Annotated in this window: 13 protein-coding genes; 5 read left to right on the plus strand and 8 right to left on the minus strand. The window is 43.4% G+C overall.

Features of this window, described 5'->3' with window-relative positions; genetic code table 11:
* Window positions 1–111: 111 nt before the first annotated feature.
* The 4 genes from B3Q63_RS11300 to B3Q63_RS11315 form a co-directional block, all read right to left on the minus strand.
* Window positions 112–690: a hypothetical protein gene (locus B3Q63_RS11300; protein WP_296176754.1), complete on the minus strand. Its 579-nt coding sequence runs from the start codon at window positions 688–690 to the stop codon at window positions 112–114.
* A 26-nt stretch (window positions 691–716) separates the two neighbouring features.
* On the minus strand, window positions 717–1241 hold the full coding sequence (locus B3Q63_RS11305) for a hypothetical protein (protein ID WP_296176757.1): 525 nt from the start codon (window positions 1239–1241) through the stop codon (window positions 717–719).
* Window positions 1242–1374: 133 nt separating this feature from the next.
* The gene (locus tag B3Q63_RS11310) at window positions 1375–1632 is read right to left on the minus strand and encodes a YheV family putative metal-binding protein (RefSeq protein WP_296176760.1); all 258 of its coding nucleotides are present in this window, start codon (window positions 1630–1632) and stop codon (window positions 1375–1377) included.
* Window positions 1633–3810, minus strand: a complete 2178-nt coding sequence (locus B3Q63_RS11315) for a M3 family metallopeptidase (protein ID WP_296176762.1) — start codon at window positions 3808–3810, stop codon at window positions 1633–1635.
* Between the two features lie 572 nt (window positions 3811–4382).
* Here B3Q63_RS11315 and B3Q63_RS11320 point away from each other — a divergent pair.
* The 3 genes from B3Q63_RS11320 (at window position 4383) to B3Q63_RS11330 (ending at window position 7667) form a co-directional block, all read left to right on the plus strand.
* Complete coding sequence (locus B3Q63_RS11320; RefSeq protein WP_201564308.1) at window positions 4383–5495, plus strand: hypothetical protein; 1113 nt, start codon at window positions 4383–4385, stop codon at window positions 5493–5495.
* Window positions 5496–5757: 262 nt separating this feature from the next.
* On the plus strand, window positions 5758–6531 hold the full coding sequence (locus B3Q63_RS11325; RefSeq protein ID WP_414706350.1) for an endonuclease/exonuclease/phosphatase family protein: 774 nt from the start codon (window positions 5758–5760) through the stop codon (window positions 6529–6531).
* 140 nt (window positions 6532–6671) lie between these two features.
* Window positions 6672–7667, plus strand: a complete 996-nt coding sequence (locus B3Q63_RS11330) for an NADP-dependent oxidoreductase (protein WP_296176766.1) — start codon at window positions 6672–6674, stop codon at window positions 7665–7667.
* A gap of 31 nt (window positions 7668–7698) precedes the next feature.
* On the opposite strand, the gene B3Q63_RS11335 is transcribed toward B3Q63_RS11330, so the two are convergent.
* The 3 genes from B3Q63_RS11335 to B3Q63_RS11345 form a co-directional block, all read right to left on the minus strand.
* Complete coding sequence (locus tag B3Q63_RS11335) at window positions 7699–8316, minus strand: alpha-ketoglutarate-dependent dioxygenase AlkB family protein (protein WP_296176767.1); 618 nt, start codon at window positions 8314–8316, stop codon at window positions 7699–7701.
* Window positions 8317–8340: 24 nt separating this feature from the next.
* A complete protein-coding gene (locus B3Q63_RS11340) occupies window positions 8341–9243 on the minus strand; it encodes an alpha/beta fold hydrolase (protein WP_296176770.1) in 903 nt (300 codons plus the stop codon).
* Between the two features lie 78 nt (window positions 9244–9321).
* Window positions 9322–11259 carry an ABC transporter ATP-binding protein gene (locus B3Q63_RS11345; protein ID WP_296176773.1) on the minus strand — a complete coding sequence of 646 codons (1938 nt, stop codon included), beginning with the start codon at window positions 11257–11259 and terminating at the stop codon, window positions 9322–9324.
* Window positions 11260–11733: 474 nt separating this feature from the next.
* Between B3Q63_RS11345 and B3Q63_RS11350 the strand changes: the two genes are divergently transcribed.
* Window positions 11734–12582, plus strand: coding sequence for a DMT family transporter (locus B3Q63_RS11350; RefSeq protein ID WP_296176776.1), 849 nt, complete (start codon window positions 11734–11736; stop codon window positions 12580–12582).
* A 161-nt stretch (window positions 12583–12743) separates the two neighbouring features.
* Complete coding sequence (locus B3Q63_RS11355; protein WP_296176779.1) at window positions 12744–13634, plus strand: fructose bisphosphate aldolase; 891 nt, start codon at window positions 12744–12746, stop codon at window positions 13632–13634.
* A gap of 93 nt (window positions 13635–13727) precedes the next feature.
* Here B3Q63_RS11355 and thiC read toward each other — a convergent pair whose 3' ends face one another.
* Window positions 13728–15806, minus strand: coding sequence for a phosphomethylpyrimidine synthase ThiC (gene thiC, locus B3Q63_RS11360; RefSeq protein ID WP_296176782.1), 2079 nt, complete (start codon window positions 15804–15806; stop codon window positions 13728–13730).
* Window positions 15807–15994: the final 188 nt, after the last annotated feature.

Below are 15994 nucleotides of genomic sequence, written 5' to 3' on the forward strand. Positions count from 1 at the left end.
TGACGTAATTTAATATAGTCAAAACCTAAAAAACCGCTTTGGTTGCTGATAATTAGCAATCAAGGCGGTTTTTTTATGCGCTCAAAAAAATAATGACAATGAGAAAGTAATTTATATGTTGATGTGTTTAGGAAGGTGAATATCAATACGCAGCTTGGGCAAATCTTGCAGATGATTGATGACAAGTGGCAAGATATCGCTAGACCAATCTAGAGCAATTGATTTTGCTAATTCGGCGTTATTAATAGTGTTATTTTGAGCAGAACCGTTTTGCGCATGACTAGTAATAAGCGGACGCGCTAATAGCGCAACCCTACGAATCCCTTGATAACGTATTAAAGGTATCAGCTGCTGTTGTAAATCGACTAAAGCTGTGGTCAGCCAACGAGCTCTGGTTGGATGATAGGGGTGGTCTGATATCACAAGATTGGCGATATAACTTGGCTGATTGCCATTACTGCTGACGCCAAGTCCCGCTTGCTCGCGTGAGCGTTTATGCACTAAGCAGCTACCAACCATTAGGCTACCATCACGGCAAGCACGATAGTAGCGTTGGTAGTTGTCTGGATATAGGTTTTTGCTACGTGTAAGGATAGGGTCTAAAAGGATACCGGCGTTATTCACAGGCAGTATCAGCAACTGGGCGCTGCTATTTAAAATAGGGGCATGGGTGAGTTGTAGATTTGCCATTTATCTGCCCCTTTATAAAAGTGATATTATTTCGCGCTGGTTTTAGCCCCTTCAGCGGCTTCTAACTGAGCGATTTGTTGCTCAAGCAACTTTATACGTTCATCGTTTAGATCTACTAAGTCTTTTGACATGATGACTTGCTCTTTGGCTAGTTTTTCTTGTTCTGCTAAGCGTTTACGCTCGTCCGCTAAGCGATCAATTTCTTCTTTCGCTAAGCTATCTGTTTCTGGTAAAGGCGCGTTTAAGATAGCGTCGGGATCAGGCGTCTGACTATCTGTGCTAGCAGCATCGGTATCTAAAATCGACGCACTCGTATCTAACGCATTATTATCTAAGGACGTAGTATCTGATTGCGCAGCGCTATTTTGCTCGGTAGGCGTTGGCGTGCTTTCGATAGGTGAGGTATTAGCGTCAGGCGAACTATTTTTCCAAACCAAATAACCAATTAATAGTGCTGCCAAGATAATGATTGGCAACCATTTTTGCCGTGATTTATTAGGTTGTTTTTTTAGTGTCTTAACGGGTAAAGGACGTATTTGTTTTTTATTCATACAAGGGTCGATTTATGTTAAAAGTATAAGTAGGCATACTATAACAAACTCAAAATAAAAAGCCTATCTAACTGGATATATATCATTAGATAGGCTAGTAGCTATTAAGGCTTGACGATACGGATTTTGTTACTTATGGTTTGAACTTGACCGTACCGCTGGTGCCGGTCACCATCGCATCACGAGCGATTTGGTCTTCTGCATGATTTTTGGCACTGATTACATCAGGGTCGGGGCGATGCTCCGTATGTCCGCACTTAGTACATTCGATATACTCATCTGGCGCAGGCTCGAGGATATTGACTTGCACCACCGCATCCATCGCCTGACATTTAGGGCAACGAACGCCCGCTAAAAACCGACGTTTTGGGGTTGATGATTGATAGCGCATTTAGATAACCTCGCGCGTCGTTTGGGCATTGCTTTCAGTATTGGCAGCATCGTCATTTTTAGCGTTATCAAAACCGCTATGACGTAATAACGCATCAATGCTGGCGCTGCGACCACGGAAGTTCTCAAAGTTGGCCTTGGCAGGGAAACTACCACCCACTGATAAGATGGTCTCACGGAAAGCTTTACCCGTTATTGGGTTAAAAATACCGTCTTCTTCAAACTTACTAAAGGCATCTGCTGATAACAGCTCTGCCCATTTATACGAGTAATAACCTGCCGCATAACCACCGGCAAAAATATGACTAAAGCCATTAGCAAAGCGGTTATAGTCAGGTGTCTGCATGATAGCAATATCATCGCGCACGGTATTTAGCGTCGCAAGGATACCATCATAATCAAGCGCTGGCGTCTGCGCATGAATCAATAAGTCAAAGAGGGCAAATTCTATTTGACGTAAGGTTTGCATGCCGCTTTGGAAGTTTTTGACCGCCAGTAAGGCTGCAAGTTTGTCTTTTGGTAATGGCTCGCCAGTTTCGACATGACTACTAATCAGCGCAATCCCTTCGGCATCCCATGCCCAGTTTTCCATAAATTGACTAGGTAGCTCAACTGCATCCCATTCAACGCCATTAACGCCAGCGACATCACTAACGGTTACTTGGGTTAATAAATGATGTAGACCATGACCAAACTCGTGGAACAAGGTTAATACTTCATCGTGGGTCAATAAGCTTGGTTTGCCATCGAGGGCAGGGGTGAAGTTACCGACCATAAAGCATACGGGCAGCTGCTCATGGTTTTGTTCAGCATAGGTATAACGCGACTGAAAACCACTCATCCACGCGCCGCCACGTTTGCCACTACGGGCAAACAAGTCAAAGTAAAAACCACCAAGCAAGTTGTCATCAGCATCAAATAACTGATAAAAACGGACATCATCGTGCCAGCGTGATACAGATTCACTGTGCTCTTGTACCTTGATACCGTATAAACGCTCAACGATAGCAAATAATCCGCTAATCACTTTTGGCAGTGGGAAATACGGGCGGATTTCTTCTTGCGATAAGCTGAACTCGCTTTGTTTTACTTTTTCAGCGACATAAGCGCTGTCCCACGGCTGTAGCTCAGTAATGCCATAATCCTGCGCATACTTTTGCAGCTGTGCTAAATCTTGCTTAGCCGCTGGAGTCGCTTGCTCAGCCAAATCCCGTAAAAAGGTTTCAACTTCCGTTACGCTATCTGCCATTTTGGTCGATAGCGAAACTTCTGCATAATTAACAAAACCTAATAGCTTGGCCTTTTGCACCCGTAATTGTAGGATTTGACTCATGATGTCGGCATTATTAAGCGACTCACCTTTGGCGTTGCTGTGCTTATCAAACTCAGAAGCGCGAGTAACATAAGCGCGGTAAAGCGTTTCACGCAGATTGCGGTCATCGGCATGGGTCATGACAGCAAGGTAAACAGGGATGTTTAAGCTGGCAACATAATAAGGCGTCGGCAAAGCATCGATTTCTGCTTGGGTGAGCGCAGCGCTGGCAAGCTCGCGAGCTTTATATTGTTCGCCAGCATCAGCCAAGAGCGCCAGTCCACTTTCGGTTAGACCGGCTAATTGCTCTGGTTTAAGCGCTAGAGCATACGCTTGGGTGGCGTCCAATATATGGTCTGAGAATGTTGCCGATAAGGTTGACAGCTCACTTTGGATAGCAGCAAACTTTTCCTGTTCAGCTTTTGGCAGTGCGACACCTGATAGCTCAAAGCTACGTAGCGCAAGCTCGATAGCACGCGCTCGCGCTGGCTCTAGGTCAGCAAAAAACGCTGTATCATTAACGATAGTTTGATAACGACTAAATAACGGTTGATGCTGTCCTACCCGTGTGCCATAAGCGGACAGTTTAGGTAGCAGCTCGTGATGGACATGACGGATTTCATCATTACTCATCACGCTATTGAGGTGCGACAAAATCCCCCAACTGCGATCTAAAGCAAGATTAATATGGTCAAAGGTCATGATATCGGCTAATGCTTGCTTAGCTGTAATATCATCAGTAGTTGCGCTCATATTATCTAAAAAGGCATTGGCAGTATCGATGGCACTGATAACTTGGTTTTGTAAGGTGTCTGGTGCGACATTGTCAAAATCGACAAGGCGTAAATTTGCAGAAATAGAGGTCATAAAGGTATCCAATAGTAATGAGAGAATTATTATTAATGGCGAGTATTGTTATACAAGGGTTGTTATATAGGGTATCTAAAAGATGGGTATCAATCGCTTGGAATACAACCCAATTCGGCAGATATCGTTTTAAAGTCGTGCGCTTATGAGATTATGGTAGATAGCGATATCTTGACTGTCACTGTCACTGTCACTGTCACTGTCATTATTGATAACTATCATTATTTCACTACTTTAATTATCGCCTATACTTAAAGTTAATTAAGCTTCACTTACAAAGCGCCATCATTTGCTTGCAAATTAACCCTATAGGCAGTGGGGTTAAATTGTTAGCATCATAGTAAGGGAATAGCAAAAATGGATTTTTCTACTACCTGAAATACTTGAGTAAATTGATTGAAAAGGGTATTAATAGGTATTGTTTAAACCGCTCAAACGGATTTTAAGAATAAATATAGATTGATGACTTTTAAAAGCAATTTTTAATAAAAGCAGTTTCTAAGATAACCAATAAATATAAAAAATCTATTTTAACGCGCAAACCAATGATAATAAAACAAGGAGCAGTATTTATGAAAGCAACTCTAAAAAGTTTACGTGAGACAAAAGCCAATCCAGCCGTGAGTATTTTTGTCAAAACGCACCGTGAGCATCCTGATAATGAAAAAGACCCTATCGCCCTAAAAAACCAATTAAAAGTCGTCGAAGAGCGCTTAACCAATGAGTATGATAAGCGTACCGCGACCACTATATTAGAAAATATCAAAAATAAAACCAGCGATTTTAACCACAATTATAATTTAGATACGTTGGCGATATTTGCCAGTACTGACGATGTCCAAGTTATCCGTATGCCGATTGATACCAAAGAGCGTGTCATTATTTCAGACCGTTTTGCCACGCGCGACTTGGTGCGAGATATGGCAAGTGCGGTTCATTATTATACGGTGGTATTGACCCGTGATAATGCCCGTTTGATTGAAGCGTCTAATGACCGTGTTATCAAAGAATTTGATAAAGACGATGATGCACAAAATAATATGGAAAATATCCCATTCCCTATCGAAAATAACGGTCTTTATAATACCAGTGACGGCGGTTCAGATCGCTCAGCGAACAACGAAAGCAGCTATCTAAAAGCCTTCTTTAACCAAGTAGATAAAAGTGTGCAAGAGATATGGGGCGAAAATAAAATGCCACTTGTCATCGTTGGTGATGCCAAAAATATCGGTTACTATAAAGATATCTGTGACCGTCCAGAAAATATCATCGCTACGGTTTCAAACGCGACCAAGTTAGAAGAAGGCAGTGCCCAGCATATCGTTGATAGCGTACAAGAAGCGGTAGAGGGCTATCGCACCTCATTACATCAAGCTGCCTTGGGTGAGATTGATAAAGCGCGCGGTGCAAATATGCTGCAGACGGATTTACAAGAAGTCTATCGCAGTGCATTTCAGGGTGTAGGCGAGACGTTATATATCCGTCGCGGTTATATGCAACCTGCGAAAATTGATGAAAAAGCGCAAACCTTGAGTATGGCAGATGATGCGACGGCAGAAGGTGTTACCGATGATGCGATTGGTGAGATCATCGAGCATGTCATTCATAATGGTGGTAAAGCGGTCTTTATGCCACAAGATATTATGGGTGCAGATCAACCAATTGCTCTGGTAACGCGCTATTAATCGGTTACTGATATTCGTTAATGAATTAGCCATCGTTACAACATAGGTATAATATGGGAGCATTGGTTCGATATGAATCAATGCTCTTTTTGCATGAATCGCTATAATTATTAGTACCATAACTATCTTTAATAAGCTTTTATTTCTTAATTACTATAATTAACCATTAAATAAGAGCTGCTTTATAAGAGCTATTCTTTTTGACTTAATGATGTGTTTGCTTAACATCGTTTTTAACCTTTACTCTATGAACCATGAGTCTATGACTGATAAATTTATGAATAACACCGCCTCTTTTGTTTTGACCAGCTATAACATTCACAAAGGCATGTCGCCGATGAATCGGGAGGTCAAAATACAAGGTATCGCCCAAGCGCTTGATATCATTGGCTCCGATATACTCTGTCTTCAAGAAGTACAAGGTCAAAATCTGAAGCGCAATATGCAATATAACGAATACCCTGACCAATCCCAACATGAATGGTTTGGTGAATATCTGCAACTGCAAAACAGTTATGGTAAAAATTCAGAATATGAAAATGGTCATCATGGTAATGCCGTCCTAAGTCGTTTTCCGCTTGATCCTAAACATAATGTCAATATCACGGTTAATAAGCTTGAGCAGCGTGGTGTTCTGCACTGCGAGGTGCAGCCGATAGGGTGGGAGATGCCAGTTGTGGTGTTATGCGCTCATCTAAACCTTTTTGAGCGCGATCGTATCAAACAATATGAATCCATTTCCAACTATGTGCGTAATGAGATTGCGCCTGACCAACCTTTGATATTGGCAGGTGATTTTAATGACTGGAAGAAAATGTCTTGCGACCGACTCGCATCGAGCTTAGGTATGACCGAAGCATTTAAACATTGTCATGGTAAGTTATTACCGACCTTTCCTGCCAAACTGCCGGTGCTAAGCTTGGACCGTATTTACGTGCGTAACCTAAGGGTGAAGGATGCTTGGGTACATACCGGCAAGCCTTGGTCTACGTTATCGGATCATCTGCCGCTTAGTGCCGAGTTGGCATTGCCTTAGCATCATGAATCGGTAAGTAAAGAAATCAGTAACCAAAGCAGCTATTATCTAAAAAGCTGTTATCTAAGAAAACTATTCGCTAAAAAAAGCTGTAAACCAATCAAAAAAGAAAGCTGAAAATAATACAAGGAAGATCAATCATGTCTGATAAAAAAATACCAACGACGCAACATGCCGCTCTTATACGTGAATTTGGCGAGCCTGAAGTCATGATATATCAAGATGGCGTGGCTATTCCTGAATTAACGGACAATCAAGTATTGATAAAAATCGCTTATGCCGGTATCAATCCCGTCGATTACAAAACCCGTCAAGGTAAAGGTTGGGGCGCTGAGGCGATTCAAAAAGACAAGTTCGATAAGAACGAGCCGGCTATTTTAGGTTGTGATGTCGCCGGTATCGTGGTTAAAAGTACTAGTGATAAGTTTGCTGTCGGTGAGCAAGTCGCGGCATTGACCTTTGACGGTGGCGGTTATGCAGAGTATGTCGCAGTCGATGCCAACTTATTGGCAAAAGTACCTGAGTCAGTCACTTTGCAGCAAGCAGGCACGCTACCTTGTATTGGACAAACGGCGCTACAATTTGTCGAGTTTGCTGATATTAAAAACGGTGAGCATGTCGTTATCAATGCCCCAGCTGGCGGTGTTGGACATTTGGCTATTCAGCTATTGATGGATAAAGTGACGCAAGATGATGTAAAAGTAACCGTTATTTGCTCACCTGAGAAGTACGACAAACTGGGTGGTTTGATAGATAAAAATAAGCTGGCTGGTTGGATTGATTATACCAAAGATGACGCTTTTCCTGACTTACAAGCCGATGTGCTCCTAGATTTGGTTGGTGATGATGCGGGCGTGCGCGCCCTGAGCGTTATAAAATCTGGCGGCCGCGTCTATGTCTTACCGACGATTTGGGTTGATAAACTAAAAGCAGCGGGTAGTCAAAAAAGCTTAAAGGTGGCAGGTTATAAAGCGCAGCGTAGTGGGGAGGACATGGCACGGGTTTTACAGCTTGTTGCCGATGGCAAGCTGACCTTACAAATTCAGCAAACGTATCCATTATCTGAAGTAGTGGCTGCTCACCGTGAGCTAGAAAAAGGTAATACCTTTGGTAAGATTGTGCTAAAAGCAAGCTAAGCCGAGCTTACTTAAATTAAGCGAACCTTGCTTAATTTAATGCCAGTTGCCGGAAGGTTAAGCTAATACGCCCTTCATCGACTGTTTTGGTTTTAGTAATGCTATGCTTCCAATATTGTTGCGTAGCACCATGCATGACGATAAGCTGACCGGACTCAAGATAAAGCTCGACTTTATCTTGAGTTTTTTTATGCTTAAAGACAAACTTGCGCGTGGCACCCAGTGACAAAGAGGCAATAACGGGCTGATGACCAAGCTCTTTTTCATCGTCTGCATGATAGCCCATACCGTCATCGCCAGATGGATAGTAGTTGAGCAAACAAGAATTAAACTCAGCGTTAATACCGATTTTGGATAATTGCTGCTCAAGATGATGTTTCACATGAAACACTGAATCTGTCCATGCAATGGCTTGACGCGTGTGCCCCGAGTATTGATAACTGGCATCACTATCGCCCATCCATACTATCTGACGAGTGGTGACATGCGTTTTGCCAAATAGCATTACGATATCAGGCTGCCAAGGTAGCGTCGTTAATAAGGCATAATATAAGGCACTTGGGTAATCAATCACGATGCCTAAATCATTTACCTTGCCATCATAAGGTAATAAATTATCAGTCGGCGCAGGCGCAAAAAGGTCAGTCATAACTCACATCTCACATCGCTCAGCTTATTTAGCGCTCTTATAATGTTCATTGATAATCTGCGCACACAATTCAGGCGCTTCCATCGGTAATAGATGACCGTAGTCTGGCAAGGAGATAACGCTGCCATCAGGGACAAATTTCTGCCATTGTTTGCGTACTTTATCATTGATAAATAAGGTCGGTTTGCCCGTGATAAGGGTATAAGGACAGCTAAGTTTTTTTAATGCTGCATCGATATGGGGCGCACCAAAATAATTGGCAAGCTCTTGCTCGGGGGCGAACATCAAGCTATAGCTGCCATCATCGTTAGCAGACAAGCTTTGCTCAGCAAACACTTTTAAATGCTCATTATTGATACGTTTATAAGCCCGTTGCGCGCGTAAACTCTCATAGTAATCATCGATACTTGCCCAAGTAGATTGCTTGGTAAGCGTACTTTTAAAGGGTTCACGGCTTAGCAAGAATTGACGTGGCAGCAAGTTATAAAGTGTCGCTTGCTTTCTCGTAAAGGTGACAGGCTCGATAAGGTATAGCTGAGAGAAGAGGTCAGGGCGTTTGGCTGCTGCTATGGCGGTGGCGGTCGCTCCTTGTGAATGCCCAATACCAACGATAGGCGCGTCTTGGGTTTTCTCTAAAAACTCAATCAGTATATCGGCATCTTGCTCACGGGTCAGACGCGGCGCTTGCGGTTTGTCATACCAATAACCACGTAGCGCCAGCGCCGATAAATCAAAGTCCGTTGCCAATTCATTTAATAAGGGCGCATAAGTACCAACGGTAAAACTATTGCCGCCATAAAAATGGGCAGACTGGCGTTTAAGGTCGTTCGATTTTTCTGCTTGATTCGCTAAATGATTCAGCGGCTGCAAATCATAGTAGCGCGCTTGTTTGCCATCTATATTAATACGCTTGGTAAATGCTTCCATAAGAATAAAACTTCCTTGTGACGGTTTTTTAACCTTTATTATTAACTTCTATCATTAGCTTTTGTCATAGAATTCTTATTAGCTGTCTTCGCCTAAGAAGCCACCACTTTGACGCTGCCATAAGCGTGCATAAACGCCATTTAATGCCAATAGCTCATCATGACTGCCTTGCTCGATGATATGCCCTTTATCCATAACCACCAATCTATCAAGGGCGGCAATGGTCGATAATCTATGGGCAATCGCAATAACCGTTTTACCCGTCATGATGTCGTTTAAGCTTTCAGTAATGGCAAATTCAATCTCAGAATCAAGCGCACTGGTCGCCTCATCTAACAATAAAATCGGTGCATTTTTGAGCATCACGCGCGAGATAGCAATGCGCTGACGTTGACCGCCAGACAGCTTAACGCCACGCTCGCCGACTTGGGTATCAAGACCGGTATTGCCTTTATCGTCATACAAGCCTTCGATAAAGTCCCATGCCTGTGCTTGCTGAGCAGCCGTAATGATTTCCTCATCGGTTGCGTCAGGACGACCATAAGCGATATTTTCACGGACGGTACGATGCAGTAAAGAGGTATCTTGGGTAACCATACCGATTTGCTGACGTAACGATTCTTGGGTAACTTCATCAATGGCTTGCCCATCGATATAGACTTTACCTTTATCAACATCAAAAAAGCGTAAGAGAAGGTTAACCAAGGTTGATTTACCCGCACCAGAACGCCCAACCAAACCGATTTTCTCACCCGGTTTGATATCTAAGTAGAAATTATCGAGTAGCTTGGCGTATGAAGTATTATTCGCTAAGTCGGTGTCATTGCTATTAACATCATCAAAACGTTTGCCTGATGTATTGGTATTTAAACCTGTGTCATCGTCTTCGCCTTCATAACTAAAATCAACATGGTCAAAGACGATACGACCCTCAGTGACTTTAAGTGCGGGCGCGTTTGGTTTATCAACGATGGTTTGCGGCGCTGATAAAGTGCGCATACCGTCTTGTACCGTACCGATACTTTCAAACAAACTGGCAGTTTGCCACATAATCCAGCGCGTTAGACCGTTTAAACGCAGAGCCATCGCTGTCGCTGCAGCAATCGCCCCAACGCCGACCGCGCCTTGTTGCCATAAATACAAGCTGATACCAGCAGTCGAGCTGACTAGAACCACACTAATTAAATGGGTCGATACTTCTAAATAACTGACCCAGCGCATTTGTGCATGGACCGTACCTAAAAACTGCCCCATGGCGTTTTTGGCATAACCAAGCTCGCGGCGTGAATGACTAAATAGCTTCACGGTCATGATATTGGCATAAGCATCGGTTATGCGTCCCGTCATTAAAGCGCGGGCATCGGCTTGTACAATCGCCGTTTGTTTCAGTTTGGGAATAAAGTACCACATCGCCAGCCACACTAAGACGAACCAAGCGATAAATGGGATTAATAACAAGCTGTCTAAATTAAATAAAATCACACCGGTGGTAATAAAGTAGACGGCGACATACATAAACATATCGGTAACTGTCATCACGGTATCACGCACCGCCAACGCCGTTTGCATTACCTTAGCCGATACGCGACCAGAGAATTCGTCTTGATAAAACTGCATCGACTGCCCAAGCATGCGCTGATGAAAACGCCAGCGCATTTGCATCGGAAAAACGCCTTGCAAGGTTTGAAAATGAATAAACGATGACAATGCAATCCAGAGTGGGCTGACAATCATCACGGCCAACATCATGAGCAGCACATCGCCTTTTTCTGCCCACAGATTTTGCGGGGTATATACCCCAAGCCAATCGACGATATTGCCAATCCAGGCAAATAGCATGGCCTCGTAGATACCGATACCGGCAGACAAAATCATAAACAACAATAGCCAACCGCGCAGACCTTTGGTACAGGCCCACAAAAACTTGAGCATGCCATCACTTGGGGATGGCAGCGGCATAGGCGTATCGGGAAAGGCGGGCAGACGAGTTTCAAAGAAACGAAATAGAGCATTCATAGGCAGTGATAAAGCATCAATAGCAGTACGCCAAAATAAGCACGATAAGGTGCTATCTTGAATCTTTACTTTTGTGATTAGGATTGTTTGTTATTTTAACAAACTTCACTCTAATGGCTGCATGCTAATTGTAAGCTGCAGGGTATCGCTCATACTCAACTCTATTTTAATTATTGACATGGTGATTTGTCTTGACGGTTTTGCCGATTCTTTATGACTGTATCGAGCATGAGTCATCCATGTTAAATAAACAATACTAAGTAACTAGAAAAATAAATAGATTGCTGTATAAGAAATATTTTGTTACATTCTAGGGTTTTATTTGATTTAGCAGTTTTTTTCTAAGCACTATCTAATAGTTAAAGCTAACGAAAGCTTAAACAGTAATAGAGTACAAGGTAAAGTCTATACTGATAGCTGTTTTAAATACCAATAATAAACACGCCAGATTATAATTTAACAAGGATGACCTTAATGATGTATCTCATAATAGCGGTGCTCTGTAGCGTCGCTGTTTCCGTACTTTTAAAAATACTACGCCAAAAAAATATCGATATTCGCCAAACCATCGTGGCGGGATATCCCGTGGCATTTTTATTAACTTGGGTGTTATTAAAACCAGATGTCAGTAGCATCGGCGCACTTGGTGAGGCATGGGGCATCATTATTGCCCTTGGGGTGTTATTGCCGGCGGTATTTATCATCCTTGGGCGCGCGATTGAATCGGTCGGTATGGTCGCAACCGATGCCGCTCAGCGTTTATCGCTTATTATTCCTATTGTTGCCGCTTTTTTATTATTTGGCGAAGTACTGACAGGTACGCGAGTCCTTGGGCTAGTGTTAGGGTTTTTGGCACTTGCTGCTTTGGTCTATCGCCCGCAGCATGGAATTATAAATACCCAAGCAAAGCAGACGCCGCTGTGGCTGTTTGGCGTTTGGTTAGGTTATGGCGTTATTGATATCTTATTTAAGCAAGTTGCCAAGCAAGGGGCGGCTTTTCCTTTGACCTTATTTGTGACGTTTGGGCTGGCGGGATTACTGCTACTCGTTTACCTGCTTGTCACCCGCGTCCGCTGGCAGGGTCATGCCCTTAGCGCAGGATTATTACTTGGCGTGCTAAATATGGGCAATATCTATGCTTATGTCCGTGCCCATCAAGTATTGTCTGAGTCGCCAAGCATCGTCTTTACGGGTATGAATGTCGGTGTGATTGCGGTGGCAACGTTGATAGGCGTCGGCATATTTAAAGAGCAGCTTAATCGTATCAATATCGTTGGTTTATTATTGGCAGTTTGCTGTGTGGCAGTATTGTTTTTGGCTTAACTTCACCGCTCGTAAGTGAGCAAAATTTTAATTTATCAACGATAGGCACGCGCGATGTCCTATGTTAAGGTTATTTATAGTCAAGCTCACGTTAGCTGCGGGCTGATTGACTTATTATAATAATGTTTGACCCTTATTAATTAGGATAGGATATCTACTCAATGGAATACGAAAAACAACTACAGCGTATCAAAAATGGTTCAGGTTTTATCGCCGCCCTTGATCAAAGCGGTGGCAGTACGCCAAAAGCGCTAGAAAATTACGGCGTTAGCGGCGATGCTTATGACAACGATGAAGCCATGTTTGACTTGGTACATGAGATGCGCGCCCGTATCATGACTTGCGATGCTTTTGATAATGAGCGTGTCCTTGGCGCGATTTTATTTGAAGATACGATGGAGCGCGAGGTCAATGGCAAGCCGACGGCTAATTATCTATGGGAAGATAAAAATATTGTACCGTTTTTAAAGGTAGATAAGGGTTTGGCTGAGCACATGGATGGCGTGCAAGTGATGCGCCCGATGCCCAATCTGAACTCGTTATTAGATAAAGCAAAAAACTATCCGGTATTTGGCACTAAGATGCGTTCAGTCATTTATGAGCCAAGTGTCGATGGTATTGAGCTAGTCGTGCAGCAGCAGTTTGATGTCGCGAAGCAGATTATCTCCAAAGGTTTGATGCCTATTGTTGAACCTGAAGTAGATATCAACAGTAGCAAAAAACATGATTGCGAAATCATTCTTAAAACCAGTATTTTGCATAATCTTGAGCGCTTAAACGACGGTCATCAAGTGATGCTAAAACTGACCTTGCCAGAAGAAAAGGGCTTTTATCAAGAGTTGGTTGACCATCCAAAAGTACTAAAAGTGGTGGCGCTATCTGGCGGTTACAGCCGTCATGATGCCTGCGAAAAATTGAAACAAAACCCCGGTATGATTGCCAGTTTCTCACGTGCCTTTACCGAAGGTTTAAGTAAGCAACAAAGTGACGAAGAGTTTGCTAATACTATTAACGCTTCTATTGAAGAGATTTACGAGGCGTCAAAGATTTAGCTCAATCTTCTACAAGACAGGGTATGTTTAAAATAAAAAAGCGCTACCAATGAGTAGCGCTTTTTTTATAGGCTAAAGGTTAATGCTAAGTGGTTACACTTCTTTATATAGCTGACGACCTTCTTTATGATATTTTTCGCTCATTTCTGCCATACCTTTATGAATCTCATCGAGGCTGGCTTCGCCTACTTGTCCAACTAGCTCAGTATCCACTTCTTTGATGACATGACCTGCATTAGTTAAATCGCCCGATTGCGGGGTGACTTGTTTATTAGCAGCATCTTTATCTAATCCTGCTGCATATTCACGCACGTTTTGGGTGATTTTCATTGAGCAAAACTTCGGTCCGCACATCGAGCAAAAGTGCGCCGACTTATGGGCGTCTTTTGGCAAGGTTTCGTCATGATATTCACGGGCGGTATCAGGATCAAGGGCCAGATTAAATTGATCATCCCAGCGGAACTCAAAACGGGCTTTAGACAAAGCATTATCACGCGCCTGTGCACCCGGATGACCTTTGGCAAGGTCGGCAGCATGAGCAGCAATTTTATAAGTGATAATGCCGTCTTTGACGTCCTTTTTATTTGGCAGACCTAAATGCTCTTTTGGTGTGACATAGCAAAGCATTGCCGTACCAAACCAGCCAATCATCGCCGCGCCAATCGCGCTGGTGATATGGTCATAACCGGGAGCGATATCAGTCGTCAAAGGTCCTAAGGTATAAAACGGCGCGTCGGCACATAGCTCAAGCTGCAAGTCCATATTTTCTTTAATACGGTTCATCGCTACATGTCCAGGACCTTCAATCATCACCTGTACATCGTGCTTCCAAGCGACTTTGGTTAGCTCACCAAGGGTACGCAATTCACCAAATTGCGCTTCGTCATTGGCGTCTTGCAAACAACCCGGACGCAGACCATCACCTAAGCTAAACGCTACGTCATACTGCTTCATAATCTCGCAGATATCTTCAAAGTGGGTGTATAAAAAGCTTTCTTTATGGTGGGCAAGGCACCACTGCGCCATGATAGAGCCGCCACGCGAGACAATACCAGTTAGGCGTCCAGCCGTTAGCGGTACATAACGGAGGAGCACGCCGGCGTGAATAGTAAAGTAATCAACGCCTTGTTCCGCTTGCTCGATAAGCGTGTCGCGGAATATCTCCCATGTCAGGTCTTCTGCAACGCCATCGACTTTTTCTAGTGCTTGATAAATCGGTACGGTACCGATTGGTACTGGCGAGTTGCGAATCAACCATTCACGGGTTTCATGGATATGATTGCCCGTGGATAAATCCATAATGGTATCTGCGCCCCAGCGCGTTGCCCACGTCATTTTTGATACTTCTTCGTCGATAGAAGAACCCAGCGCTGAGTTACCGATATTGGCATTAATTTTGACCAAAAAATCACGTCCAATAATCATCGGCTCGGATTCAGGATGATTGATGTTATTAGGAATAATTGCGCGCCCAGCAGCCACTTCATCACGGACAAATTCAGGGGTGATAATTTTTGGCGTATTGGCACCAAAGCTTTCGCCTTCGTGTTGGCGCATATCGGTCAGTGCATGCTGCTTTTGTGTTTCGCGAATGGCGATATATTCCATCTCAGGAGTGATAATACCGCGGCGTGCATAGTACATTTGTGTGACGTTACCAGCTTTGCCATTGATATCTTTAGCACGGCGGGGCTTATCAATATGAGCAAATCTTAAGTTAGCAGTACTAATATCACGAGCGCGTGCTTGTCCATATGAGCTTGATAAACCATCTAACTGTTCGGTATCACCGCGCTCAGCTATCCAACCTTCGCGCAATTTAGGCAAACCTTTGGTCAAGTCGATATCGACATTGGGATCGGTATAAACGCCCGAGGTGTCATAGACATAAAATGGAGGATTGTGCTCGCCTTCATTAGCGCCAGCGCCGCCAACAGGGGTATCTGCTAAGCTAATCTCACGCATCGGCACTTGGATATCGGGTCTTGAACCTTCGATATAGACTTTTCTAGAAGCGGGTAATATACGGTGTAAGTCGCGAGCGTCTTCTTCGAAACGCGCATCTTTTTGGTTGCGATGGGCAGGCGTTTTTAGAGCGTCGGCTTTTTTATCGACAGTTTTAGTAACAGGGGTCGAAGAGGTTTGGGCTGTTTGTAAATCTGAAGTAGTCATATGCTGTCCTAGCGTGTTGGTTTTTGAATAAAAGCAACACCGCCAGTAGCTGCGGGGCAAGACTATGCAAGACAGACAAATTCAATCATCAAACGCGTGCACTATGATTAAATTCAACTTTCATTGAAACTCAATCTAATGCCGTTTTTAAATGATTGGTAGGCGCAGCTTTTTATTGATTGCCATAC

This window comes from Psychrobacter sp. UBA2769 (assembly GCF_002352555.1).
Lineage (GTDB): Bacteria > Pseudomonadota > Gammaproteobacteria > Pseudomonadales > Moraxellaceae > Psychrobacter > Psychrobacter maritimus.